Source organism: uncultured Paracoccus sp. (genome assembly GCF_945915435.1).
In the GTDB taxonomy this organism is placed as follows: Bacteria; Pseudomonadota; Alphaproteobacteria; order Rhodobacterales; family Rhodobacteraceae; genus Paracoccus.
In genome coordinates, this window is sequence record NZ_CAMEFG010000019.1 from 41159 (window position 1) to 62454 (window position 21296).

22 protein-coding genes and 2 pseudogenes are annotated in these 21296 nt (G+C 66.6%); 6 read left to right on the forward strand and 18 right to left on the reverse strand.

The window, feature by feature from the left end; genetic code table 11:
- Window positions 1-27: 27 nt before the first annotated feature.
- Together metG and Q0O97_RS08345 are read right to left on the reverse strand one after the other, a co-directional pair.
- The gene (gene metG, locus Q0O97_RS08340; protein WP_294927264.1) at window positions 28-1746 is read right to left on the reverse strand and encodes a methionine--tRNA ligase; all 1719 of its coding nucleotides are present in this window, start codon (window positions 1744-1746) and stop codon (window positions 28-30) included.
- Between the two features lie 87 nt (window positions 1747-1833).
- A complete protein-coding gene (locus tag Q0O97_RS08345; protein ID WP_294927267.1) occupies window positions 1834-2433 on the reverse strand; it encodes a GcrA family cell cycle regulator in 600 nt (199 codons plus the stop codon).
- Between the two features lie 133 nt (window positions 2434-2566).
- Between Q0O97_RS08345 and Q0O97_RS08350 the strand changes: the two genes are divergently transcribed.
- From Q0O97_RS08350 to argF, 4 genes are all read left to right on the forward strand, one after another.
- The gene (locus Q0O97_RS08350; RefSeq protein ID WP_294927270.1) at window positions 2567-3388 is read left to right on the forward strand and encodes an ABC transporter permease; all 822 of its coding nucleotides are present in this window, start codon (window positions 2567-2569) and stop codon (window positions 3386-3388) included.
- A 210-nt stretch (window positions 3389-3598) separates the two neighbouring features.
- Complete coding sequence (locus Q0O97_RS08355) at window positions 3599-4771, forward strand: aspartate aminotransferase family protein (RefSeq protein WP_294927273.1); 1173 nt, start codon at window positions 3599-3601, stop codon at window positions 4769-4771.
- Window positions 4764-5279 carry a GNAT family N-acetyltransferase gene (locus Q0O97_RS08360; RefSeq protein WP_294927276.1) on the forward strand — a complete coding sequence of 172 codons (516 nt, stop codon included), beginning with the start codon at window positions 4764-4766 and terminating at the stop codon, window positions 5277-5279. The genes Q0O97_RS08355 and Q0O97_RS08360 overlap by 8 nt, the downstream gene beginning before the upstream one ends.
- A 99-nt stretch (window positions 5280-5378) precedes the next feature.
- Entirely contained in the window at window positions 5379-6305 is a 927-nt protein-coding gene (gene argF, locus Q0O97_RS08365; RefSeq protein ID WP_294927279.1) for an ornithine carbamoyltransferase, read from the forward strand.
- Here argF and Q0O97_RS08370 read toward each other — a convergent pair whose 3' ends face one another.
- A complete protein-coding gene (locus Q0O97_RS08370; RefSeq protein ID WP_294927282.1) occupies window positions 6306-6989 on the reverse strand; it encodes a CbiX/SirB N-terminal domain-containing protein in 684 nt (227 codons plus the stop codon).
- Window positions 6982-7542 (reverse strand): DUF4202 domain-containing protein, encoded by a 561-nt coding sequence (locus tag Q0O97_RS08375; RefSeq protein WP_294927285.1) that lies wholly within the window; start codon window positions 7540-7542, stop codon window positions 6982-6984. Before Q0O97_RS08375 ends, Q0O97_RS08370 begins: the two co-directional genes overlap by 8 nt.
- A gap of 91 nt (window positions 7543-7633) precedes the next feature.
- Between Q0O97_RS08375 and Q0O97_RS08380 the strand changes: the two genes are divergently transcribed.
- Window positions 7634-8140, forward strand: coding sequence for an NnrU family protein (locus Q0O97_RS08380; protein WP_294927288.1), 507 nt, complete (start codon window positions 7634-7636; stop codon window positions 8138-8140).
- Window positions 8141-8272: 132 nt separating this feature from the next.
- Here the strand turns inward: Q0O97_RS08380 and Q0O97_RS08385 are convergent, their stop codons facing one another.
- Window positions 8273-9286: an FAD-dependent oxidoreductase gene (locus Q0O97_RS08385; protein WP_294927291.1), complete on the reverse strand. Its 1014-nt coding sequence runs from the start codon at window positions 9284-9286 to the stop codon at window positions 8273-8275.
- A 46-nt stretch (window positions 9287-9332) separates the two neighbouring features.
- On the opposite strand from Q0O97_RS08385, the gene mnmD reads away from it, so the two are divergent.
- Complete coding sequence (mnmD, locus tag Q0O97_RS08390) at window positions 9333-9998, forward strand: tRNA (5-methylaminomethyl-2-thiouridine)(34)-methyltransferase MnmD (protein WP_294927294.1); 666 nt, start codon at window positions 9333-9335, stop codon at window positions 9996-9998.
- On the opposite strand, the gene Q0O97_RS08395 is transcribed toward mnmD, so the two are convergent.
- The 13 genes and pseudogenes from Q0O97_RS08395 to Q0O97_RS08455 form a co-directional block, all read right to left on the reverse strand.
- Window positions 9995-10717 carry a rhomboid family intramembrane serine protease gene (locus tag Q0O97_RS08395; protein WP_294927297.1) on the reverse strand — a complete coding sequence of 241 codons (723 nt, stop codon included), beginning with the start codon at window positions 10715-10717 and terminating at the stop codon, window positions 9995-9997. The genes mnmD and Q0O97_RS08395 overlap by 4 nt on opposite strands.
- A 57-nt stretch (window positions 10718-10774) precedes the next feature.
- Window positions 10775-11218 (reverse strand): hypothetical protein, encoded by a 444-nt coding sequence (locus Q0O97_RS08400; protein ID WP_294927300.1) that lies wholly within the window; start codon window positions 11216-11218, stop codon window positions 10775-10777.
- Window positions 11215-12174 (reverse strand): acetyl-CoA carboxylase carboxyltransferase subunit alpha, encoded by a 960-nt coding sequence (locus tag Q0O97_RS08405; RefSeq protein ID WP_294927303.1) that lies wholly within the window; start codon window positions 12172-12174, stop codon window positions 11215-11217. Before Q0O97_RS08405 ends, Q0O97_RS08400 begins: the two co-directional genes overlap by 4 nt.
- Before the next feature lie 65 nt (window positions 12175-12239).
- The gene (locus Q0O97_RS08410; RefSeq protein ID WP_294927306.1) at window positions 12240-12683 is read right to left on the reverse strand and encodes a molybdenum cofactor biosynthesis protein MoaE; all 444 of its coding nucleotides are present in this window, start codon (window positions 12681-12683) and stop codon (window positions 12240-12242) included.
- A gap of 1 nt (window position 12684) precedes the next feature.
- A complete protein-coding gene (gene moaD, locus Q0O97_RS08415; protein ID WP_294927309.1) occupies window positions 12685-12936 on the reverse strand; it encodes a molybdopterin converting factor subunit 1 in 252 nt (83 codons plus the stop codon).
- Window positions 12926-13555 carry a CDP-diacylglycerol--glycerol-3-phosphate 3-phosphatidyltransferase gene (pgsA, locus tag Q0O97_RS08420; protein ID WP_294927311.1) on the reverse strand — a complete coding sequence of 210 codons (630 nt, stop codon included), beginning with the start codon at window positions 13553-13555 and terminating at the stop codon, window positions 12926-12928. The genes moaD and pgsA overlap by 11 nt, the downstream gene beginning before the upstream one ends.
- Window positions 13556-13613: 58 nt before the next feature.
- Window positions 13614-14120 (reverse strand): hypothetical protein, encoded by a 507-nt coding sequence (locus Q0O97_RS08425; RefSeq protein ID WP_294927313.1) that lies wholly within the window; start codon window positions 14118-14120, stop codon window positions 13614-13616.
- A 336-nt stretch (window positions 14121-14456) separates the two neighbouring features.
- Window positions 14457-16328: an excinuclease ABC subunit UvrC gene (uvrC, locus tag Q0O97_RS08430; RefSeq protein WP_294927316.1), complete on the reverse strand. Its 1872-nt coding sequence runs from the start codon at window positions 16326-16328 to the stop codon at window positions 14457-14459.
- Window positions 16329-16618: 290 nt separating this feature from the next.
- Window positions 16619-17389: an SDR family oxidoreductase gene (locus tag Q0O97_RS08435; protein ID WP_294927319.1), complete on the reverse strand. Its 771-nt coding sequence runs from the start codon at window positions 17387-17389 to the stop codon at window positions 16619-16621.
- A gap of 123 nt (window positions 17390-17512) precedes the next feature.
- Window positions 17513-18310, reverse strand: coding sequence for a S49 family peptidase (locus tag Q0O97_RS08440; protein ID WP_294927321.1), 798 nt, complete (start codon window positions 18308-18310; stop codon window positions 17513-17515).
- Window positions 18311-18346: 36 nt separating this feature from the next.
- Window positions 18347-19237: a ribokinase gene (locus tag Q0O97_RS08445; protein WP_294927324.1), complete on the reverse strand. Its 891-nt coding sequence runs from the start codon at window positions 19235-19237 to the stop codon at window positions 18347-18349.
- 159 nt (window positions 19238-19396) lie between these two features.
- Window positions 19397-20140: pseudogene (locus Q0O97_RS08450) on the reverse strand (cytochrome c1); the annotation flags it as partial.
- A gap of 693 nt (window positions 20141-20833) precedes the next feature.
- Window positions 20834-21296, reverse strand: a pseudogene (locus Q0O97_RS08455) (cytochrome b); the annotation flags it as partial.

Here is a 21296-nt window from a genome sequence, read left to right on the forward strand (position 1 = left end):
AAGCTTGCCGCAAGCGGGGCGAATGATCTAGTCGCGGATGCCCTTGAAACGGTCCTGCCATTCGTCGCGGCTTTCGTCGGTGATCTTGGCGAAAAGCACGTCCGGCACGGTGAAGGCATGGCCTGCGGGCAGGGCGTCCAGCGCGGTGCGGGCGTCCTTGGGCCAGTCGCGGTTGCCGGTCCGCATCGCGTCAAGCATCGCATCCGAGGCAAAGGGGATGAAGGGCGCCGACAGCACCGCGTAAAGCCGGATCAGGTTCAGCCCAAGGCGCACCTGCATCGCGGCCTTTTCCGGGTCGGTCTTGAAGGTGGACCAGGGCGCCGCCGCTTGCAGGTATTCGTTGCCCAGAACCCAGATCGCGCGCAGTTCCGCCGCCGATTTGCGCACCTCCATCCCGTCCATGAAGCCCTCATAGGCGCGGATACGGGTGGTCAGGGCCTGGGTCAGCGCCTCTTCCTCGGGGCCGTAGCTGCCGCCCTCGGGGATGACCTCGCCGAATTTCGAGCGGCAGAACTTGGTGATGCGGCTGACGAAATTGCCCAGAACGTCCGCCAGATCCTTGTTCACCGATTGCTGGAAATTGTCCCATGTGAATTCGCTGTCGCCCGATTCGGGGGCGTGGGACAGAAGCCACCAGCGCCAGTAATCGGCGGGCAGGATCGACAGCGCCTGATCCATGAAGACCCCGCGCCCCTGCGAGGTGCTGAACTGCCCGCCGTCATAGGTCAGGTAGTTGAAGCTTTTGATGTAATCGACCAGCTTCCACGGCTCGCCCGAGCCGATGATGGTGGCGGGGAAGGACAGCGTGTGGAAGGGCACGTTGTCCTTGCCCATGAACTGCGTATAGGTCACGTCGCCCGCGCCCTCGTCCAGACGCCACCAGCGGCGCCATGCGCTGTCGGGCAGGCCGTGGGCATCGGTGCCCTCGGCGGTCGCGGCGATATATTCGATGGGGGCGTCGAACCAGACGTAGAAGACCTTGCCCTCCATCCCCGGCCAGGGCTGGTCGCCTTTCTTCACCGGGATGCCCCAGTCCAGATCGCGGGTGATGCCGCGATCCTGCAAGCCGTCGCCGTCGTTCAGCCATTTCCTGGCGATGGATGTCGTCAGGATCGGCCAGTCGGTCTTGCTGTCGATCCATTCCGCGATCCGGTCCTTCAGCGCGCGCTGGCGCAGGTAGAGATGCTTGGTCGCGCGCACCTCAAGGTTGGTGCTGCCGCTGATGGCCGAACGCGGCTCGATCAGGTCGGTGGGGTCAAGTTGCTTGGTGCAGTTCTCGCATTGATCGCCGCGCGCCTTGTCATAGCCGCAGTTGGGGCATGTGCCCTCGATATAACGGTCGGGCAGAAAGCGGCCGTCGTCGATGGAATAGACCTGGCTTTCCTCGACCTCGGCGATATAGCCGTTTTCGTCCAGCTTGCCGGCGAAATGCTGGGTCAGGACGTGGTTGCGCTGCGATGACGAGCGCCCGAAATGGTCGAAGCTCAGCCCGAAGCGGCGGGCGATGTCGGCCTGCGTTTCATGCATTTGGGCGCAAAAGACCGCGACCGGCTGGCCCGCCTTGGCGGCGGCCAGTTCGGCGGGCGTGCCGTGTTCATCGGTGGCGCAGATGAACATCACCTCATGCCCGCGCCCGCGCAGGTAACGCGCGAAAAGATCCGCCGGAAGCTGCGAGCCGACAAGATTGCCGAGGTGCTTGATCCCGTTGATGTAAGGGATCGCCGAGGTGATGAGGTGCCGGGCCATGAGTGCGTCCTTGTCTGTCGCGCGGCTTTTAACCCGACGCGGGATCAAGGGGAAGGCCCGGCAGCGCCCCGTCGCGGGCGCACCGCCCTAGCGGCGGCGGTCGCGGCGCGCGCTCATCGGCTGGAAGGCGACGCCGACATGGGTTTCGCAATAGGGCTTGCCGGGGGCCGAGGGCAGGCCGCAGAACCAGAACTTGTCCGTGGCCGGGTCGCCGATGGGCCATTTGCAGGTCCGTTCGGTCAGTTCCATCAGGTTCAGCTTGCGCGATTTCTTTTCGACCTCGCGCACGGTGGCCAGGGTCTCGGGGCTGATCTCGTTCGAGGGCACGGGCGGCAGCGGCTGGCCCGCCGGAACGACCGGACGGCGCAGGGGGGCGGGCGCGGCCTCGGCCACCGGCTCGGGTTTGGGCTGTTCGTCCGCTGCGGGTTTCGCGGGCTTGGCGGCGGCGGGCGCGGGGCGCGGCTCGGGCGCAGGGGCGGGTTCGGGCTGCGCGGGTGCGGCGGCCTCGGGCGCGGGCTTGGCGGCTGCGGCGCTGTCGTCGTTGCGGTTCGACAGACCAAGCCGGTGGACCTTGCCGATCACGGCGTTGCGGGTCACGCCGCCCAGCTCTTTCGCGATCTGGCTGGCGGACTGGCCCTCGGACCACATCCGTTTCAGCGTTTCGACGCGTTCATCTGTCCAGGACATGCTGTGCCTTTCCATTCCGGGCGCGGCCTGCTGCCCCGGCGTAATGTCGATGTGACTTCAATTCTGCAAGACCCGCATCTAAACGGGGATGTAATGAAATACCCGCCCCACCCCCGGAATTCAAGGAGACTAGATGCCTGGCAGTTTTGATCGTCGTGATTTTACCGATTACGGCGTGCGTCGCTTTGGCCGCGTGAACTGGATCGGCCTTTACACCCTTTGCCGGCGCGAGACGATGCGCTTCCTGTCCGTCTGGCAGCAGACCGTTTTCGCGCCCCTGATGACGGCGGGGCTGTTTATCGTGGTCTTTGCCATCGCGCTTGGGGAAAACCGCGGGCAGGTGATGGAGCTGCCCTATCTGCAATTCCTGGCGCCGGGCATCCTGATGATGACGGTGACGCAGAACGCCTTTGCCAATACCTCGTCCAGCATCATCTCGGCCAAGATGCAGGGCAATATCGTCGACACGCTGATGCCGCCCCTTTCCGCGACCGAGATCCTGATCGGCTATCTCACCGGCTCGCTCATCCGGGCGCTGATCGTGTCGGGGGTGATCGCGCTGGCCCTGGCGCTGGTCGTGGGGCAGGGCGTGGCGCATCCCCTGTGGGCGCTGTGCTTCATCGTGCTGGCGGCTTTGCTGATGGGCGGCCTTGGCATCCTGGCGGGGATCCTTGCGCAGAAATTCGACCAGATGGCCGTGATCACGAATTTTGTGATCACACCGCTGTCCTTCCTGTCGGGCACCTTTTACTCCGTCCAGGCCCTGCCCGAGCCGTTCCGCACCCTGGCCCACTGGAACCCGATCTTCTTCCTGATCGACGGCGCGCGCTATGGATTCGTGGGCGTCAGCGACGCGCCGGTGATGCTGGGGCTTGCGGTCTGCACGGGCTTTACCGCCGGGGTGCTGTTCCTGGCCTGGCGCTGGATCGCCACCGGCTACCGGATGAAGCCCTAGGGCCACGCGCGGGGGCGGAAATCGGGCAATGCGCAAATCGGGACTTGCACGGGACGGAATTCTTGCGCAATCTCCGCGCCATGAACGCATGGACCGCATATCGCCCCCGACGTCGATGACGCCCGTTTCGCCGCCCCGGCGGCGCCTGCCTTCACATACCCCCAACCCATCGCTGCCCTCTGGGCCATTCCTTCGCAAGGGAACCACATCATGATCGCGCATGTCCTGCCGACCTATAACCGCGCCGACCTGTCTTTTGAAAAGGGCGAAGGCTCCTGGGCCGTCACGCGGGACGGGACCCGATACCTGGACCTTGGGGCGGGTATCGCGGTGAACGTGCTGGGTCACGCCAACCCCGACCTGGTCGCCGCGCTGACCGAGCAGGCGGGCAAGATCTGGCATGTCTCGAACCTCTATCACATCCCGCAGCAGGAAAAGCTGGCCGACCTGCTGGTCGAAGCGACCTTCGCCGAGACCGTGTTCTTCACCAATTCGGGGACCGAGGCGGCAGAGCTGGCCATCAAGATGGTGCGCAAATACTGGTCCGATGCAGGCCAGCCCGAGCGCACCCGGATCCTGACCTTCGAAGGCGCCTTCCACGGTCGTTCCACCGGGGCCATCGCGGCGGCTGGGTCGGAAAAGATGACCGCCGGTTTCGGGCCGCTGATGCCGGGCTTCCAATCCCTGCCCTGGGGCGACATGGACGCGCTGCGCGCCGCGATCGGCGAGGATACCGCCGCCGTCATGCTGGAACCCTTGCAGGGCGAAGGCGGCATCCGCCTGCTGCCCGATGCCGATCTGCGCGAAATCCGCGCGCTTTGCGACAAGACCGGCGCGCTTCTGGTGCTGGATGAGGTCCAATGCGGCATGGGCCGCACCGGCAGGCTGTTCGCCCATGAATGGGCCGGGATCGCGCCCGACGTGATGATGGTGGCCAAGGGCATCGGCGGCGGCTTCCCGCTTGGCGCGGTTCTGGCGACCGAACAGGCGGCGCGGGCGATGGTGGTCGGCAGCCACGGCTCGACCTATGGCGGCAACCCGCTGGCCTGCGCGGTCGGCATCCGCGTGATGGAGATCGTCGCCGACCCCGCCTTTCTGGCCGATGTCAGCCGCAAGGCGGGCCTTTTCCGCCAGAAGCTGGAATCGCTGGTCGCCGCCCATCCCGATGTTTTCGAGGGCGTGCGCGGGCAAGGGCTGATGCTGGGCCTGAAGTGCAAGGTTGCGCCCGGCGATCTGGTTGCGGCAGGCTATGGCCAGCATATCCTGACCGTTCCCGCTGCCGACAACACCCTGCGCCTGCTGCCGCCGCTGAACATCTCGGACGACGAAATCGCCGAGGCGGTGGCGCGGCTGGACCGTGCAGCGGGGTCGCTGGATGGCTGACGAGGACACGCCCGAACCCGTCGCGCCGGAAACCGTCGCCTATGACTTCCGCCCGGTCGTGCATGGCGACATGGTGATGCTGGCCCGCTGGCTGCGCGAACCCGCCGTCGCCGCATGGTGGCGCGATCCGGTCGCGCAGCTTGCGCTGATTCAGGGCGACCTTGCCGACCCGCGGATGGAACAGGTCATCGTCACCGCAGACGGCGCCCCCATCGCCTACGCCCAGATCTACGAGGTCCACGCCTATGGCGCCCCCCACCTGGCCGACCAGCCGCAGGGCGCGCTTGGCATCGACTGCTTCGCCGCGCCCGAGGGCATGGGCCAGGGCAAGGCATGGCTGCGCGAAATGGGCGACCGGCTTTTGCAGAGCGCGATGGTGATCGTGACCGACCCCGAGCCGGGCAACATGCGCGCCATCGCCGCCTGGCTGGGCGCGGGCTTTGCCGACAGGGGCACGCGGCTGGACGAGGAAGGCCGCCCGGCGCGGATCATGACCCGCCACCGATGAACGGCGGCGCGAAAAACACGCGCACCCGTGCGCTGCGGTCTTGACCTGCCCCCCGCAACCCTGCTTGGTTTGCGCGGTATATCCGAAAGTTCCCCATAGATGAAAAACTTCCTTGATATCCACACCACCGACAAGGCAGACCTGCGCGCCATGATCGACGCCGCGCGCCGGATGAAGGATGCGCGCAACGGCTGCCCCAAGGGCACCCCGGACGCCGAATTGCCGCTGAAGAACCGGATGGTCGCGCTGATCTTTGAAAAACCCTCGACCCGCACGCGCGTCAGTTTCGATCTTGGCGTGCGGCAGATGGGCGGGCAGACGATGGTGCTGTCGGGGCAGGAAATGCAGCTTGGCCACGGCGAGACCATCGCCGACACCGCCCGCGTGCTGTCGCGCTATGTCGACCTGATCATGATCCGCACCTTCGAGGAAGCGACGTTGCTGGAAATGGCCGAATACGCCAGCGTTCCGGTGATCAACGGGCTGACCAACCGCACCCACCCCTGCCAGATCATGGCCGACATCCTGACATATGAGGAACATCGCGGCCCCATCGCCGGGCGCAAGGTGGTCTGGTCGGGCGATGGCAACAACGTCTGCGCCAGCCTGATCCAGGCGGCGGGGCAGTTTGGCTTCGACATCACCTTCACCGGCCCGCGCCAGCTTGATCCCGAAGCCGAATGGCTGGACTTCGCCCGCGCGGCAGGCGTGCAGGCGGTGGTCGAGCGCGATCCGGTCAAGGCCGTCACCGGCGCCGATCTGGTGGTGACCGATACCTGGGTGTCCATGCACGACCCGCAATCGGCGCGAGAACGCCGCCACAACCAGCTTCGCGGCTATCAGGTGAACAAGGCGCTGATGGCCCATGCCAGGCCCGACGCGCTGTTCATGCACTGCCTGCCCGCCCATCGCGACGACGAGGTGACAAGCGAGGTGATGGACGGCCCGAACTCGGTCGTCTTCGACGAGGCCGAGAACCGCCTTCACGCGCAAAAGGCGATCATGCGCTGGTGTCTGAACGTGTGATCACAAATCCGCGCGGCTGATCGCGCGGGCGATCATGGCGGGGATTTCATCGGCCAGACCGACGGGGGGCAGCACCGCGCCCTCGAACCCGGCCTGCGTCAGCGCGCGGGGCAGGTCTTCGGTGACATGTTCGGCGCGGGTGGCGAAGAAGGGCAGGCAGATCGCGCGGGGGCCAAGATCGCGCGCCGATTCCTCGATATGCGGCGGTTCCTCGACGAAACCGCAGGTCAGGCGGGCGACATGGGGCCGCAGCACGCCCCCCAGATCGTAGACCGCCTGCGCAGGCGCGCGCGACCGGCCCGAGCCGTGCCCGGCGATCAGCAGCGCCGTCTCGGCCAGTTGCCAGCCATTGTCCCGCGCCGCGCGGGTCAGCAGCGAGAGGCACAGCGCGGGCAGCCCCGGATCGGCGCCAAGCGGCGGCAGGATGCGCGGATCCTCGGCCCCCGCCAGCGCCAGCCGCCGGGGCAGTTCGACCCGCGTGAACCAGCCGCCCGCCATGAACAGCGGATAGACCTGCGCGCCGGGGGTCAGGGCGCGTTCCAGCGCGCCCGGCGCGGCCAGCGTCGCGCCCCGCACCTCGCGCCCCAGCAGGGCCGAGACCTGCGCCGCCAGTTCCTCGACCGCGCGTTGCTGGCCTTCGGGATCGCCGGGCTGGCCGTGGGCGACGATCAGCGGATCAGTCACGGAACGAGGCAGCGAAAGGCTCGGGGATGTCGAACTCGCGCAGGGCGCGGGCGCGGGCCGTGGCCGACATCTTGCGGGCGGTCTTTTCGACGATGCGCAGCATGGCCTCGGGTTCCTGCGTGCCCGCGAAAGGCCCCATATACCAGCGGATGAAGGTGAAGCAGGCGACATCCTCCAGCGCCTGCACCTGCGCGTCGCGCTTGATGCCCTGTTTCATCAGCATCTTTTCGGCCTGCGCGATATCTTCGTCGCTATAACCCGCGTCCCGCATGATCCCGGCCACGCGGGCGGCATGGCGGCGGCCCTGCTCGACCCGCCAGGCCAGATAGCCGGGGCGGTCCATCGGGAAATCGCGGCGCGGCAGGGTCCAGCGTTCGATATGCTGGCCCCGGCAGGCGATGCGCAACGGCTCGGACGCATCGGGATAAAGCAGTTCCTGCTCGGCCGTCATGCGCTGGCCATAGAGCAATTCGTCGGGCTGACCCCCGGTCAGGTTGGGATCGGCGGCATTGGCCTTGTCGATGGCTTCGAAAGCGGTCTGAAGGCGGGACATCGGGACTCCTTGATTTGGGGCCATTTTGCCGCAGGGGGCGGGGGCGTCAATGACATTGCTGCGGTTTCGCGCCCGGATTAGGTTGCCGGGCATGAGCGGATGGATCGAATTCACGGCGGCGCTGGCCGCATTCCTCGCCTCGCATATCGTGCCGATGCGGCTGAAGGGCGGGCTGGTGGCGGCGCTTGGGCGGCGGGGCTATGTCGCGGCCTTCAGCCTGCTGTCGCTGGGCCTGCTTTACTGGCTGATCCTTGCCGCCGGACGCGCGCCCATCGTCGAGATATGGCCGCAGCAGGGCTGGATGCGCTGGCTGGTCAATATCGCGATGCCGCTGGCCTTTGGCTTGGGCGCGACCGGGGGCATGGCCGGGCTGATGGCTGGATTCGCCCTGTGGGCTGGCGCGCATCTGGTCGCGAACGGGGATCTGGCGCATGTGATCCTGTTTGGGCTGATGTTGGCCTATGCGCTGGCCGGGCTGGCGCGGGTCGGCAGGTTGCGCGTGCGGCTGACGCCGGTGCGGCTGGCCGTCGGGGCCGTGCTGTGGGCGGGGGCGTGGCATCTGCATCCGGCGGTGATCGGCGCCTCGCCCATGCCGTGAGGTTGGTGGGAATCCCCGGCCCGAATTTCCGCTCAAGCGATTGAAAAATAAATATTTCCTTCGCCCGGCAGGTTTCGGCTGGATGTTGCGGTTCATGGGGCGGGCCGTCATTCCCGGCGGGTTTCCGCGGCCTTAGGGACGAAAGCCCGGCGGAATGTGGTCGCGCCCCTCCAGCACCAGATCCGCGATCATGCCCGCGATGGCGGGGGCCATGCCGAAGCCGATCTTGAAGCCGCCATTTGCGACGAACTCGCCCGGCTTGCCCGGCCACGGCCCGACCAGCGGCGCGCGTGACTTCGCCCTTGGCCGGATGCCTGCCCAACGGTCGATCACCTCGGCCCCGGCCAGCGGGGGGCAGAGGCGGCGGGCCTTGTCGATCAGCGCCTCAAGCTGCGCGTCGGTGGCCAGATCCGTCGCATCGCGTTCCGAGGTCGAGCCGATGCCCACCGTCCCGTCGCCATGCGGCACGATATGCAGCCCGTCGGCAAAGATCTGCGGCGCATCGCGGGCATCAAGGCGCAGCAGCGCCGACTGGCCCTTGACGCCCGTGCCCCCGAAGGGCGCAAGCCCCGCGACGCCGGTGGCCCGGATCACGGGACCGTCCGCCGATTCGGGCGCGGGCTGGCCTTCCACGATCACCCCGCCACCCGCGCGAATCGCCGCCGCCAGCGATTGCAGCGCGCGGCGGGGGTTCAGCCGCGCGGTCAGGTTGTCCAGCAGCCACCATCCGTCCGGGCTTTCCGGCACCAGCGCCGCCTGCGGATCGCGAACCAGCCGCATTTGCGCCCATTGCGGCCAGTTGCGTTCCGCCTGCGCGATGCGGCCCTGCAAGCGGGGCAGGGTGTCCGCCGTCACGGGTTGCAGCCGTCCGGTGCGCGCATAGCCCGGATCCGTGCCGCCTGCCTGCGCCACATCCGCCCACCAGCCTTCCGCGGCGATCAGCGCGTCAAGCTGCACCTGCTTCTTGTCGTTCCAGTTCTCCGGCGCGTGCGGGGCCAGCGCGCCCACTGTCCCGCCGCTGGAACCCGCCCCGATCCGCGCCGCCTCATACACCCGGACCGATGCCCCGCGCCGCACCAGTTCCCATGCGCAGGCCAGCCCGATGATTCCCGCGCCCGCCACGGTCACCGTCTTTTCGCTTGCCATCGCCCCGCCCTTATCCCATCTGCGCCTTAAGATGGAGTTAACGCGGATGAGCCAGATCGACCAGAGCGGCCAGAAAAGCGGCCTGACATGGCGCGAGGGCGGCGTGCCGGTCTCGACCCGTTTCGACGATCCCTATTTCAGCCTTGCCGGTGGGCTTGCGGAAACGCGCCACGTCTTTCTGGACGGCAACGACCTGCCCGCGCGGCTGCGTCCGGGCTTTCACGTCGCCGAATTGGGCTTCGGCACCGGGCTGAACCTGCTGGCGCTGGCGGCGGTGGCGCGGGACCCGATTCGCTTCACCTCGTTCGAGATGTTTCCGATGGGCACCGCCGAACTGGCCCGCGCCCATGCCGCTTTCCCTGAACTTGCCCCGCTGGCCGAAGAGTTGCGCGCAGGCTGGCCGCAAAGCCGTTTCACCGTCGGCACGGTCGCGGTCGAGATCGTCACCGGCGATGCCCGGCACACGCTGCCCGCATGGGACGGGCGCGTGGATGCGTGGTTCCTCGACGGTTTTTCGCCCGCAAAGAACCCCGAGATCTGGGCCGAACCGCTGATGGCGCAGGTCGCCCGCCATACCGCGCCGGGGGGCACCTTCGCGACCTATACGGCGGCGGGCCATGTCCGCCGCGCGCTGGAGGCCGCCGGTTTCGATGTCGCCCGCACCCCCGGTTTCGCGGGCAAGCGCCACATGAGCCGGGGCACCTTGCGTTAACGGCGCACGCGGGGAATGCGGCTGGTGGAATAGCGGACGGGCGCGTGGGGCGGATGGCCGTGGGTCACGCTCCAGAATCGTGGGCCGCCGCGCAGCAGGAACAGCGGGATGGTCAGGACGATGCCCGCGATGAAGCCGCCGTTATGCGCCCAATAGGCCACGCCCGAATCAGGCCCCGCGGCCGCGCCCATCACCAGTTGCAGCCCGAACCACGCCAGCAGCATCACCCAGGCGGGAATGGTGAAGCGGCGGATGAAGAAGAACACGATGGCGATCACATCGACCCGCGCCTTGGGAAACATCAGCAGATAGCCCCCCATCACCCCCGCGATCGCGCCCGATGCCCCGACCATCGGCACCATCGAATAGGGGTCCGAGGCGATTTGCGCCGCCGCCGCGGCCAGCCCGCAGGCCAGATAGAACAGAAGGAAGCCGACGCGGCCCATCTGATCCTCCATATTGTCGCCGAAAACCCATAAAAACAGCATGTTGCCTGCCAGATGCAGCAGCCCGCCATGCAGGAACATATGGGTCAGCAACCCCCACAGATAGATGCCCTCGCTGATCGCCAGCGGGTAGAGCGACATTTCCAGCCACAGCCGCACCTGCCCGCCGCCCCAATCGGCGGTGACGATATAGATGACGATATTCACCACGATCAGCAGCCGCGTGACATAGGGGATGCGCGAGGGCGGGTTGTGATCACGGATCGGGAACATGGGGCTTTCACGCTTTGGCCTTAGCCTGCCGGTTGCGGCGGGCGGGTGCAAGACCGCTTAAAGATGGCGATGAACGACGATCAGGCGGCAACCCAGAATCCCGGCCAGATCGGCAAGCAGATGCGGGTCGGGCTGGCCGCCGGGGTCGGGATAGGTGATCGCAAAGCGCCCGAAGCCCTGTTTTATGCGGTAGACCAGATGGTTCAGCGCGGCGCCATGCCCGCAGCAGGGCATCGCATGGGGCGCCAGCGCAAAGCCCGCGCCGTCATGGTCGCGATCCATCGTCTCGCCCCACCATTCCAGCGCGATTTCGGCGTGGCAGCGGGGGCAGGCGACGGATTCGAACCCCTCGCCGCAGTCGAAGAACTGCACATGATCGTGATGCAGCAGCCTTGCCGCCAGCGGCTCGTGCGCCAGGCGGTCGCGCAGCCGTGCGTTGGTCGCGGCATCAGGGGACAGTTGCGGGTCGGCAGGGAGCAGGAAAACGTCGTGCAGGCTCATCCCGCCAGGGTTTTCGCGCCCATGTTCAGGAATTTCTCGCGCCGTTCGCGAATCAACTCCTGCGGGGCCTTGCCGTCCAGATCGGCCAGCATCGCGGTGATCGCTTGGCCCACCGAAGCGATGGCGTCCACGGGTGCGCGCTGTGCGCCGCCCATCGGCTCGGGGATGATCTGGTCGATGACGCCCAGCTTTTGCAGGTCCTGCGCGGTCAGCCGCAATGCCTCGGCGGCCTCGCGCATCTTGTCGGCGTCCTTCCACAGGATCGAGGCGCAGCCTTCGGGCGAGATCACCGAATAGATCGAATGTTCCAGCATCGCGATGCGGTTGGCGGTGGCAAAGGCGACCGCGCCGCCCGAGCCGCCTTCGCCGATGATGACCGACACCAGCGGCACGCCGATTTGCAGGCATTTCTCGGTCGAACGGGCAATGGCCTCGGACTGCCCGCGTTCCTCGGCGCCCTTGCCGGGATAGGCGCCGGGCGTATCGACCAGCGAGATGACGGGCAGGCCGAAACGATGCGCCATGTCCATCAGCCGGATCGCCTTGCGGTAGCCTTCGGGCCGGGCCATGCCGAAATTGTGCTGGATGCGCGACTTGGTGTCGTTGCCCTTTTCATGGCCGATCACCACGCAAGGCGCATCGTTGAACCGCGCGAGGCCCCCCATCACCGCATGGTCGTCGCCAAAGACGCGGTCCCCGGCCAGCGGCGTGTATTCGGTGAACAGCGCGGCGATATAGTCGTTGCAATGGGGCCGGTCAGGATGGCGAGCCACCTGCGTCTTGCGCCAGGGGTCCAGGCTTTTATACATGTCCTTCAGAAGGTCGGCGGCCTTCCTGTCCAGCGCGCTGGCCTCTTTCTCAAGATCGACGCCTTCGCCTTTGCGGGCCAGAACGCGCAGCTCTTCGGCCTTGCCTTCCAGATCCGCGAGGGGCTTTTCGAAGTCGAGATAGGTCATGCGACGCTCCGGGGATGTGATCTTGCGCAGCCTATATGCGGCGCGGGGCGCGGAATTGCAACTTTCTAGCCGCGGTTCCAGCGGGAAAGGGCGTCTTCGTCGCAGGTGGCGGCCTCGACCCATTCGCCGGGGCCGTCGGTGGTAATCTCGCGTTTCCAGAAGGGTGCGCGCGATTTCAGCCAGTCCATCAGGTATTCCGCACCCTGAAACGCCGCAAGCCGATGGCGCGAGGCGGTGGCGACCATCATGATCGGCTCTCCCACGCGCAGGGTGCCGTGGCGGTGGATCACCAGCCAGTCGGACAGGCCGAAGCGGTTCGCGGCCTCGGCCCCGTATTCGGCCAGCTTGCGTTCGGTCATGCCGGGGTAATGCTCGATCTCCAGCGCGGTCAGGCGGCCCCCTTCGTCGCGCACGAGGCCCTGGAACGTGACCACGGCCCCCGCGCCCGCACCGAAACCGTCCAGTTCGGCGGCAAGATCGAAAGGCGCGGCCTGAAGGCGGGCGGTCATGCTAACCCCCCGTCATCGGCGGGAAGAACGCGACCTCGCGCGCGCCGTCCAGGGGCGTGTCCATCGCGGCCAGTTCCTGATCCACCGCGACCCGCACCGCGTCCAGATCGGCAAAGGCCGCCGCGTGCCATTCGTCCATCGCGGCAAGCTGCGCGACCAGATCGGCGACCGTGGCGGCCCCGGTCTCGATCCTTTCGCGCGGGGCGCCGATGCGTTCGCGCAGCCATGCGAAATAAAGGACGTCAAGCTGCATCGCGGTCGCTCAGATAGGGGCGGGCCTTGGCGAAATAGTCCCAGCCGGTGATGGCGGTCAGCGCGGCGGCGATCCAGATCGTCACCAGCCCGGCCTGCGTCGCCAGGTCCGACCAGTTGCTGGACCACGGCAGGCCCGGCTCACCCACCAGCGGGGGATGGCCGGTTTCGTAATATTTCAACCCGGTGCCCAGGAACAGGATCGCGATGGCGACCATCTGGAAGGTGGTCTTCCACTTGGCGATCTTCGTGACCTTCAGCAGCCTTGCGTTCGCCCCCAGAAACTCGCGCAGGCCGGAAACGAAGACCTCGCGGAAGAGGATCACGGTCGCGGGCAGGATCAGCCAGGGGTTCATGCCGGAATAGCCGGTGATGACGACCAGCGCGATCACCACCATCGCCTTGTCGGCAATCGGGTCCATCGCCGCGCCGAAGCGGCTTTCCTGCTTCCATGCGCGCGCCAGATAGCCGTCGAACCAGTCGGTCACGGCGGCGATCAGGAACAGCGCGAGCGCCGCGAAATCGGCGAAGGGGCGGCTGAGGAAGAAGAACATCAGCGGCACCAGCGGCGCTGCGAGCAGCCGCAACAGGGTCAGGACATTTGGCAGGTTCCAGCGCATGGCCGCAATCTATGCGCTTGTCGCGGCGGGGGGAAGGGGGCGCGGACGGCCAAACGCCTCAGTCATATACCGGCGGGGCCGCATATCGCCCCTGACCGTTGTTCCCGTCGTTTGGAAATGCGCATGGACCAGAGTGGCAAGGGCGCGCGGTTGCCGGCGGCGGGGCGTTCAGTTCAAAGACGGCGGTGCCGATCACGCCCACATTTGCCGGGGAACCCGCGGCACTGTTTGCCGCGTAGGAATCCGTCACGCTTGCAAAACGAAAGGCTGCAACCTCGTCACCGCTTTTGCGGAAGCCCTTGATGCGCAGATGTTCGCCGGGGCGCAGGACATAACCGCGATTGCGGACGCTGCCCGGTTGGCCGCTCAGCACATCCAGCCCATCGACGGTTGCGACGATCTCGTAGGTTTTCGTCGAATAGTTGCGATATTCCAATGTGTAGCGTTCGCCACTTCTGCCCTGAAGCCGTTGCGTTCCGCCCGTGCGATAGATCGGCCAAGCGGTGCCGTTTTCCCGCAGAATGCGAAGACCGACGCGCCCATTCGCAAGCGGCAGTTCCCGCAATCTTTCGCTGCTGGCGGGCGCCGCCGAATAATGCAGCACATCGACGGCGACGGGCGTATCGTTCAACCGCTTCAGGCTCTGTGTCCTTACCCGCGAATCGATCGTTTCGCCCCATTGGGTTCCCAACCTCGCCGCCCGCGCCTCGGCGCTGTCGGATGAGACGGGGCCGGGGACCGAACATGCGATCAGCAGCAACGGCCCCATAAGCAGGAAAAGCAGCGTGAAGGGCCGAGAGAACACGGACAGGAATTTCATCTATCTACCTGATAAGCTTGGAAGGTGTGCAGGCTAGCACCACGATGCGCAGCCGCATAGTGAAAAAGATAGGCCGCCCGTTCAGCCCTTCTGGAAATGGTCCACGATCTTCTGCGCCAGCGGTTCGCTGATGCCCTGCACGGCGGTCAGGTCGGCCAGCCCGGCACGGCTGACGGCCTTGGCGCTGCCGAAATGGGCCAGCAGGGCGCGTTTGCGGCCCGGGCCGATGCCCGCGATCTCGTCCAGCGGGTTCGCCATCGTGGTCTTGGTGCGCCGCGCGCGGTGGGTGCCGATGGCCCAGCGATGCGCCTCGTCGCGTAGTCGCTGGATGAAATACAGGACCGGGTCGTTCATCGCCAGTGCGAAGGGGCGCGCGCCGTGGCGGTGGAACTCTTCCTTGCCGTGGTCGCGGTCCTGGCCCTTGGCGACGCCGATCATGGGGATGTCCTCGACCCCCATCTCGACCATGATCTCATGCACGGCCGAGACCTGCCCCGCGCCGCCGTCGATCAGCAGAAGGTCGGGCCAGGCCTCGGTCTGGCGGTCGGGGTCGTCCTTCATCAGGCGGGCGAAGCGGCGGGTCAGGATCTCGCGCATCATGCCGAAATCGTCGCCGGGCGTGATCTCGGTCCCCTTGATGTTGAACTTGCGATACTGGTTCTTGATCCAGCCTTCCGGCCCCGCGACCACCATGCCCCCGACCGCCGCCGCGCCCTGGATGTGGCTGTTGTCATAGACCTCGATCCGCCGCGGGGGCGCGGGCAGGTCGAATTTCTCGGCCAGCCCTTCCAGCAGGCGCATCTGGGTCGCGCTTTCCGACATGCGGCGGGCCAGCGATTCGCGGGCGTTGCGCAGGGCGTTTTCCACCAGTTCCGCCTTTTCGCCCCGTTGCGGCACGCCGATGGTGACGCGGCGGCCCGCCTTTTCCGAAAGCGCCTGCGTCAGCAGGTCGGGGTCCTCGACCCCGTGGGACAGCAGCACCATGCGCGGCGGCACCTTGCCGTCGTAGAACTGCGCAAGGAAAGCCTGCATCACCTCGTCATGCGATTCCGCGCCGCCAAGCCGGGGGTAGAAGTCGCGGTTTCCCCAGCTTTGATTGCCCCGGATGAAAAAGACCTGGACGCAGGCCTGCCCGCTGTCCATGTAAAGCGCGATGATGTCGGCCTCGGTCACGCCGCGCGGGTTGATCGCCTGCACCGATTGCACGGCGGTCAGCGCCTTGATCCGGTCGCGCAGCGCGGCGGCGCGTTCGTATTCCATCGCCTCGGCGGCCTCGGCCATCTCGGCGGCCAGTTCGGCCTGGATGCGTGTGGACTTGCCTTGCAGGAATCGCTCGGCGTCATTGACCAGCGCCTGATAATCGGCAAGCCCGATGCGATCGACGCAAGGAGCGCTGCACCGCTTGATCTGGTAAAGCAGGCAGGGGCGGGTGCGGTTGGAAAAGCTGGCATCCGTGCAGGACCGCAACTGGAACACGCGCTGCAACTGGTTCAGCGTCCGGTTCACCGCGCCCGCGCTGGCAAAGGGGCCGTAGTAATCGCCCTTTTCCGATTTCGCGCCGCGATGCTTCTTGATCTGCGCGAAAGGGTGGGACTTGGCGACGAGGATGTTCGGAAAGCTCTTGTCGTCGCGCAGCAGCACGTTGTAGCGCGGCTTGAGCTGCTTGATGAGGTTCTGTTCCAGCAGTAGCGCCTCGGTTTCCGTGCGCGTGGTCAGGAACATCATGCTGGCGGTTTCGCGGATCATCCGCGCGATCCGTCCCGAATGGCCGGTCATGCGCGCATAGTTCGACACCCGTGCGCGCAGGTTGCGCGCCTTCCCGACATACAGAACCGCCCCCTGCTGATCCAGCATCCGGTAGACGCCGGGGCTGGAATCAAGGTTGCGCACGTAATCCTGGATCAGCGCATGGCCGGTCAGGGCCGGGTTATCTGGCGGGGGCGTTTCGGTCATGTCACCAAGAAAGTGATTCCCCGCGCTGGCTGCAAGTTCCGCGCGCCGATTTCAAGCCGAAAGCTATCCACGAATCCTGTGGATAACTCTGTGCAAATCGCTGTGGGATGTGGTTCAATGCTCATGCTTCATGCCATTTGGTCAAGTTGCCTTGTTTTTAGGCAATATTCCAGGTATTTGTTTTTGCTGGATATTTTATCTGGTTGACGCAATGCGCTGAAAAACCGGCGATTTTTGCGACGAACAGGTTACGGTTCGGTGAAATGGTGCACAACTTGGCCGGCGGGCGGCTATTCGGGACCAAGAATGTCGGGCGTGCGCCATGCCAGGTGCTGGCCGCCGTCGGTGCAGATCAATTGCCCCGTGACCGAGGGCGCGTCCATGAAGAACCCCACCGCCGCCGTGACATCCGCCGCATCCGCGCCGCGTTCCAGGATGGTCGCCTTGCGCTGGCGGGCGAAATGCCGGTCCGATTGGCGGGTGCCCTGCATGGTGGGACCGGGGCCGATGGCGTTCACGCGGATATCGGGGGCCAGCGCCTGCGCCAGCGTCCGGGTCAGCGCCCACAGGCCCGCCTTGGCCAGCGAATAGGTCATGAATTCGGGCGTGGGCTTCAGCACGCGCTGGTCGCAGATGTTGATGACCAGCGAATCGGCCACCGGCTCGCCGTCCTGCTGCCGCGCCTTGGGGGCCTGCCGGGCAAAGGCCTGCGTCAGCACGAAAGGCGCGTGCAGGTTCGAGCCGATATGACGATGCCAGCTTTCGCGCGTCGCGCTGTGGATGCTGTCATATTCGAAGATCGAGGCATTGTTGACCAGCATCGACACCGGCCCCATGACCTGCGCGACCTGCGGCACCAGCGCCTCGGTCGCGTCCATGTCCAGCAGGTCGGCCCGGAAAGTCTGCGCCGCGACGCCGATCCGGCGGGCCTCTTGCGCGGTCGCTTCGGCATCCTCGGCCGAGCCGTGGTAGTGGATGGCCACGTCACGCCCGCGCCGCGCCAGATACAGCGCGATCTCGCGGCCGATGCGGCGGCCTGCGCCGGTGACGATTGCGGTCATCTCAACCTCTCTAGCGGCGCGGCGGCAGGCCAAGGATGCGCGCGATCACGCGGCGGAAGGCGGGGCCCGAGACCAGCGCGATCACGATCATGACCAGCAGGAATGTCAGGACGATCTTGACCATCAGCTACGGATCCCGAAGCGGGTTTCGGTCGCGCGCCGTTCGGCGGCTTCCAGGAAATCGTCGGCGCTCAGGCCGAAGCGGCGCAGCAGGGGCACGCGCTGGCCATAGGTCAGGAACTTGACGTCCTTGCCGTATAGCTCTTGCATCTTGGGGGCCAGATGGGCGATGCCGTCGGCCAGCCCCAGTTCGACCGCCTGCGCCCCCGTCCAGATGTCGCCGGTGAAAAGGTCGGTCCCCTCGGCCAGCCGGGTGCCGCGCCGGGCCTGGACATGGGCCTTGAAATTCTGGTGGATCGGTTCCAGCAGGCGGTGCAGGCGCTGGACGTCCTCGGGCTTTTCGGGGCGGAAGGGGTCCAGCATGGATTTGGATTGCCCGGCGGTGTGGACCCGCCGCTCGACCCCGTGACGCTGGATCAGCTCGGCAAAGCCGAAACCCGCCGCGATCACGCCGATGGACCCGACCAGCGAACTGTCGTCAACCCAGATCCGGTCGCCCGCGCAGGCCAGCCAGTAACCGCCCGAGGCCGCGACATCCTCGACAAAGACATGGACGGGCCGGTTCAGTTCGTCGGCAAGGCGGCGGATGCGCGCGGCGATCAGGCTGGACTGGACCGGGGACCCGCCGGGCGAGTTCAGCGAAATCGCGACCGCCACCGGCTTTCTGCGGCGGAAGGCGCGTTCCAGCAGGGGGGCAAGGCTGGCGTCCGACAGCGACGGCCCGCGCCCCGAGGTGCCGATGGTGCCCTGCAAGCGGATGACCGCGACATGGGTCTTGCGCGTGAGAAATGGAATTTTCATTCGTCCCAGATATGTCCCCACCGTGCCGCTGACAAGTCAGTCCGGTCCCTGCCGGGCGTTTGCGTCCAGAAACTGCATCACCTCGGCGCGGTCGGGCATGGCCCCGGCGGCGCCGGGCCGCGTCACTTGCAGCGCGGCGGCTGCGGCGGCGTGGCGCAGGGCGGTCGGGGTATCCTCGCCCCGGTCCAGACCCGCGGCGAACCAACCCGCAAAGCAATCGCCCGCCCCGGTCGTATCCGTCGCCCGCACGGCAAAGGCCTCTTGGTGAAAGACCTGCCCGGTCTGCATGTCGCGATATTCGGCCCCCGCCGCGCCGCGCGTGACCAGCAACCCCCGCACCGGCAGGTCGTGGCCGAAGGCATCGAACATCTGCGCGGCCTCGCCCTCGTTCAGCGCGATGATCGAGACATGGGACATCACCGCACGCAATGCATCCAGTTCGAACGGTGCGGCGGAATAGATCACCCGCGCGCCCACGGCGGATGCCTGCGCCGCCGCCGCCACTTGCAGCGTGGTTTCGTTTTGCAGCAAAAGCGTGTCGGTCGGGCGGATGGGGCCAATGGCCTGCGACAGGTCCTCGGGCCGGATGGCGCGGTTGGCGCCGGGGTGCAGCACGATCGAGTTTTCGCCCCCGGCATCGACCAGGATGATCGCATGGCCGGTCGGAACGCCGGGCATCCGGGCGATGGTCCCGACCCGCACCCCGGCATCGGACAATTGAGCGATGACCCAATCGTCGCCCGCCGACATGGCCCCGACATGCACGACATCCGCACCCGCGCGGGCCGCGGCCATCGACTGATTCGCGCCCTTGCCGCCCAGGCCCAGGGCGTGGCTTTCGGAATGCAGCGTCTCGCCCGGTCGCGGCAGGTGATCCAGCCGATAGATATGGTCGATGTTGATCGAGCCGAGGTTGTAGATCGTCATCGCATCCCCTCAAAGGCCGTCGCGGCAACAGCGGGCAACGATCCCGCGCCCGGAAATGCCGCAAGCCATCTGGCGGCGAAACCGGCCTTTTGTCCAGCCTTCCGCAAAAAGGAAAACGCGCCCCAGGGGGCGCGTTTCCGGTTCGTTATGCGGGGCCGGTCAGCCCTGGTTTTCGTCGCGATGCTTGATCGGATGCCACAGGCGCTTGTTCGTCAGATAGAGCAGCGCGCCCAGCAGGACCAGGAACAGCACCGACACGAGGCCGACCTGCTTGCGGTCCATCATCTTCGGCTCGGCGGTCCACATCAGGAAGGCCGAGACGTCGCGCGACATCTGGTCGACCGTGGCGGGCGTGCCGTCCTCATATTCGATCATGTCGTCCATCAGCGGGTTGGGCATCTGGATCCAGCCGCCGTCGAAGGCGGTGTTGTGATACAGCATCGCGCCGGCTTCCATCTTCTCCTCGCCGTCATAGCCGACCAGGATCGCATGGATGTATTCCGGGCCGCCGATGCCGCGGAACAGTTGCGACAGGCCGGTGCCATAGGGACCGTGGAAGCCCGCGCGGGCCTTGGCCATCAGCGACAGGTCGGGGCCCATGCCTTCGCCCTCGACGGTGGGGAAGTGGTCGGTCGGCACCCGCGGGCGTTCTTCGTCCAGTTCGGGATCGAAGATCGGCAGGACGTTGTCCTCGGCATAGGCGCGGACCTGCGCCTCGGGCAGGCCGGGGCCGTTGGGGTCCGACAGCGTGCGCAGCGGGACATAGCGCAGCCCGTGGCAGGCGGCGCAGATCTCGGTATAGACCTGAAGGCCGCGCTGAAGCTGGTGCTGGTCGAACTTGCCGAAGGGACCTTCGAAGCTGAAGCTGATGTCCTCGATATGGACGCTTCCGTGACCGCCCGATTCCTCGGGAGCATCGGTTTCGGGGGCGACGGCGACTTCGGCATCCTCCGAGACGGTTTCGGCGGTGGCGTCTTCGGCTGCGACCTCCTCGGCGGCGTCCGCAGGTGCGGATTCGGCCTGGTCCGCCGCTTCCTCGGCTCCGGCTTCGTCAGCAGGTGCTTCGTCGGCGGCGCCTTCTTCGGCCTCGTCGGCAACAGCGTCTTCGGTACCGGCCTCATCGGCAGCACCCTCATCGGCAGCACCTTCGTCGGCTGCCTCGTCGGTGGCGGGGTCCTCGGTTGCCTCGTCCTCGGCTGCACCGGCTTCGTCGGCAGGCGCTTCCTCGGTTGCGGCTTCCTCGCTTGTCTCTGCTTCGTCGGCCGGGGCTTCGGTCTCGGTCGCCTCGGGTTCGGCCATTTCTTCCGCAGGTGCCTCTTCGGCCTCTGCCTCGGGTGCGGCTTCGTCCGCTGCCTCGGTTTGGGCGGCTTCCGGCTCGGCCTCGGCCTCCGCGTCAGCGGGGGCTTCGGCTTCCGCTTCGGGGGCCGAAGCCGGTGCCGGGTCCTGCTGGCCGGTCGTTTCCGAAGCCTCGGGAACGATCGGGGACATGCCGTTGTCCTGGCCGTTGTCCTGGGCCACGGCGCCGCCCGAAAGGGCGACGGCCAGCGCGGCAACAGCCGTGAGGGTCGTGGTTCTCAAGGTCATTGTTGCCTCTCCTTACTCGGCAGGATGGGTTTTGGCGCCATAGTGGGCATCGAAGTCTTCCTCGATGGTCTGCGGCATCGGCAGCGGTTTTTCAAACACCCCCAGAAGCGGCAGGATCACCAGGAAATAGGCGAACCAATAGGTCGCACCCGCCAGCGCGATATAGGGATAGATCCCCTCTGCCGGCATGGCGCCCGCCCAGGTCAGGATGACGAAATCGATGACCAGCAGCCAGAACCACCACTTGAAGCTGGGACGGTAGCGCCCCGAGCGCACGCGCGAGGTATCCAGCCAGGGCACCAGCGCCATGACGATGATCGCGCCGAACATCGCCAAGACGCCGAAGAACTTGGCGTCGATGATGCCGAAGGACAGGAAGCTGACCAGTTGCACCAGCCAGACATCGCCGTCGAATGCGCGCAGGATCGCGTAGAAGGGCAGGAAATACCATTCCGGCACGATATGGGCGGGCGTC

Coding starts and splice junctions, on each gene's coding strand:
- metG (WP_294927264.1), bottom strand. CDS start 1,746: ATGGCCCGGCACCTCATCACCTCGGCGATCCCTTACATCAACGGGATC.
- Q0O97_RS08345 (WP_294927267.1), bottom strand. CDS start 2,433: ATGTCCTGGACAGATGAACGCGTCGAAACGCTGAAACGGATGTGGTCC.
- Q0O97_RS08350 (WP_294927270.1), top strand. CDS start 2,567: ATGCCTGGCAGTTTTGATCGTCGTGATTTTACCGATTACGGCGTGCGT.
- Q0O97_RS08355 (WP_294927273.1), top strand. CDS start 3,599: ATGATCGCGCATGTCCTGCCGACCTATAACCGCGCCGACCTGTCTTTT.
- Q0O97_RS08360 (WP_294927276.1), top strand. CDS start 4,764: ATGGCTGACGAGGACACGCCCGAACCCGTCGCGCCGGAAACCGTCGCC.
- argF (WP_294927279.1), top strand. CDS start 5,379: ATGAAAAACTTCCTTGATATCCACACCACCGACAAGGCAGACCTGCGC.
- Q0O97_RS08375 (WP_294927285.1), bottom strand. CDS start 7,542: ATGTCCCGCCTTCAGACCGCTTTCGAAGCCATCGACAAGGCCAATGCC.
- Q0O97_RS08380 (WP_294927288.1), top strand. CDS start 7,634: ATGAGCGGATGGATCGAATTCACGGCGGCGCTGGCCGCATTCCTCGCC.
- Q0O97_RS08385 (WP_294927291.1), bottom strand. CDS start 9,286: ATGGCAAGCGAAAAGACGGTGACCGTGGCGGGCGCGGGAATCATCGGG.
- mnmD (WP_294927294.1), top strand. CDS start 9,333: ATGAGCCAGATCGACCAGAGCGGCCAGAAAAGCGGCCTGACATGGCGC.
- Q0O97_RS08395 (WP_294927297.1), bottom strand. CDS start 10,717: ATGTTCCCGATCCGTGATCACAACCCGCCCTCGCGCATCCCCTATGTC.
- Q0O97_RS08400 (WP_294927300.1), bottom strand. CDS start 11,218: ATGAGCCTGCACGACGTTTTCCTGCTCCCTGCCGACCCGCAACTGTCC.
- Q0O97_RS08405 (WP_294927303.1), bottom strand. CDS start 12,174: ATGACCTATCTCGACTTCGAAAAGCCCCTCGCGGATCTGGAAGGCAAG.
- Q0O97_RS08410 (WP_294927306.1), bottom strand. CDS start 12,683: ATGACCGCCCGCCTTCAGGCCGCGCCTTTCGATCTTGCCGCCGAACTG.
- moaD (WP_294927309.1), bottom strand. CDS start 12,936: ATGCAGCTTGACGTCCTTTATTTCGCATGGCTGCGCGAACGCATCGGC.
- pgsA (WP_294927311.1), bottom strand. CDS start 13,555: ATGCGCTGGAACCTGCCAAATGTCCTGACCCTGTTGCGGCTGCTCGCA.
- uvrC (WP_294927316.1), bottom strand. CDS start 16,328: ATGACCGAAACGCCCCCGCCAGATAACCCGGCCCTGACCGGCCATGCG.
- Q0O97_RS08435 (WP_294927319.1), bottom strand. CDS start 17,389: ATGACCGCAATCGTCACCGGCGCAGGCCGCCGCATCGGCCGCGAGATC.
- Q0O97_RS08440 (WP_294927321.1), bottom strand. CDS start 18,310: ATGAAAATTCCATTTCTCACGCGCAAGACCCATGTCGCGGTCATCCGC.
- Q0O97_RS08445 (WP_294927324.1), bottom strand. CDS start 19,237: ATGACGATCTACAACCTCGGCTCGATCAACATCGACCATATCTATCGG.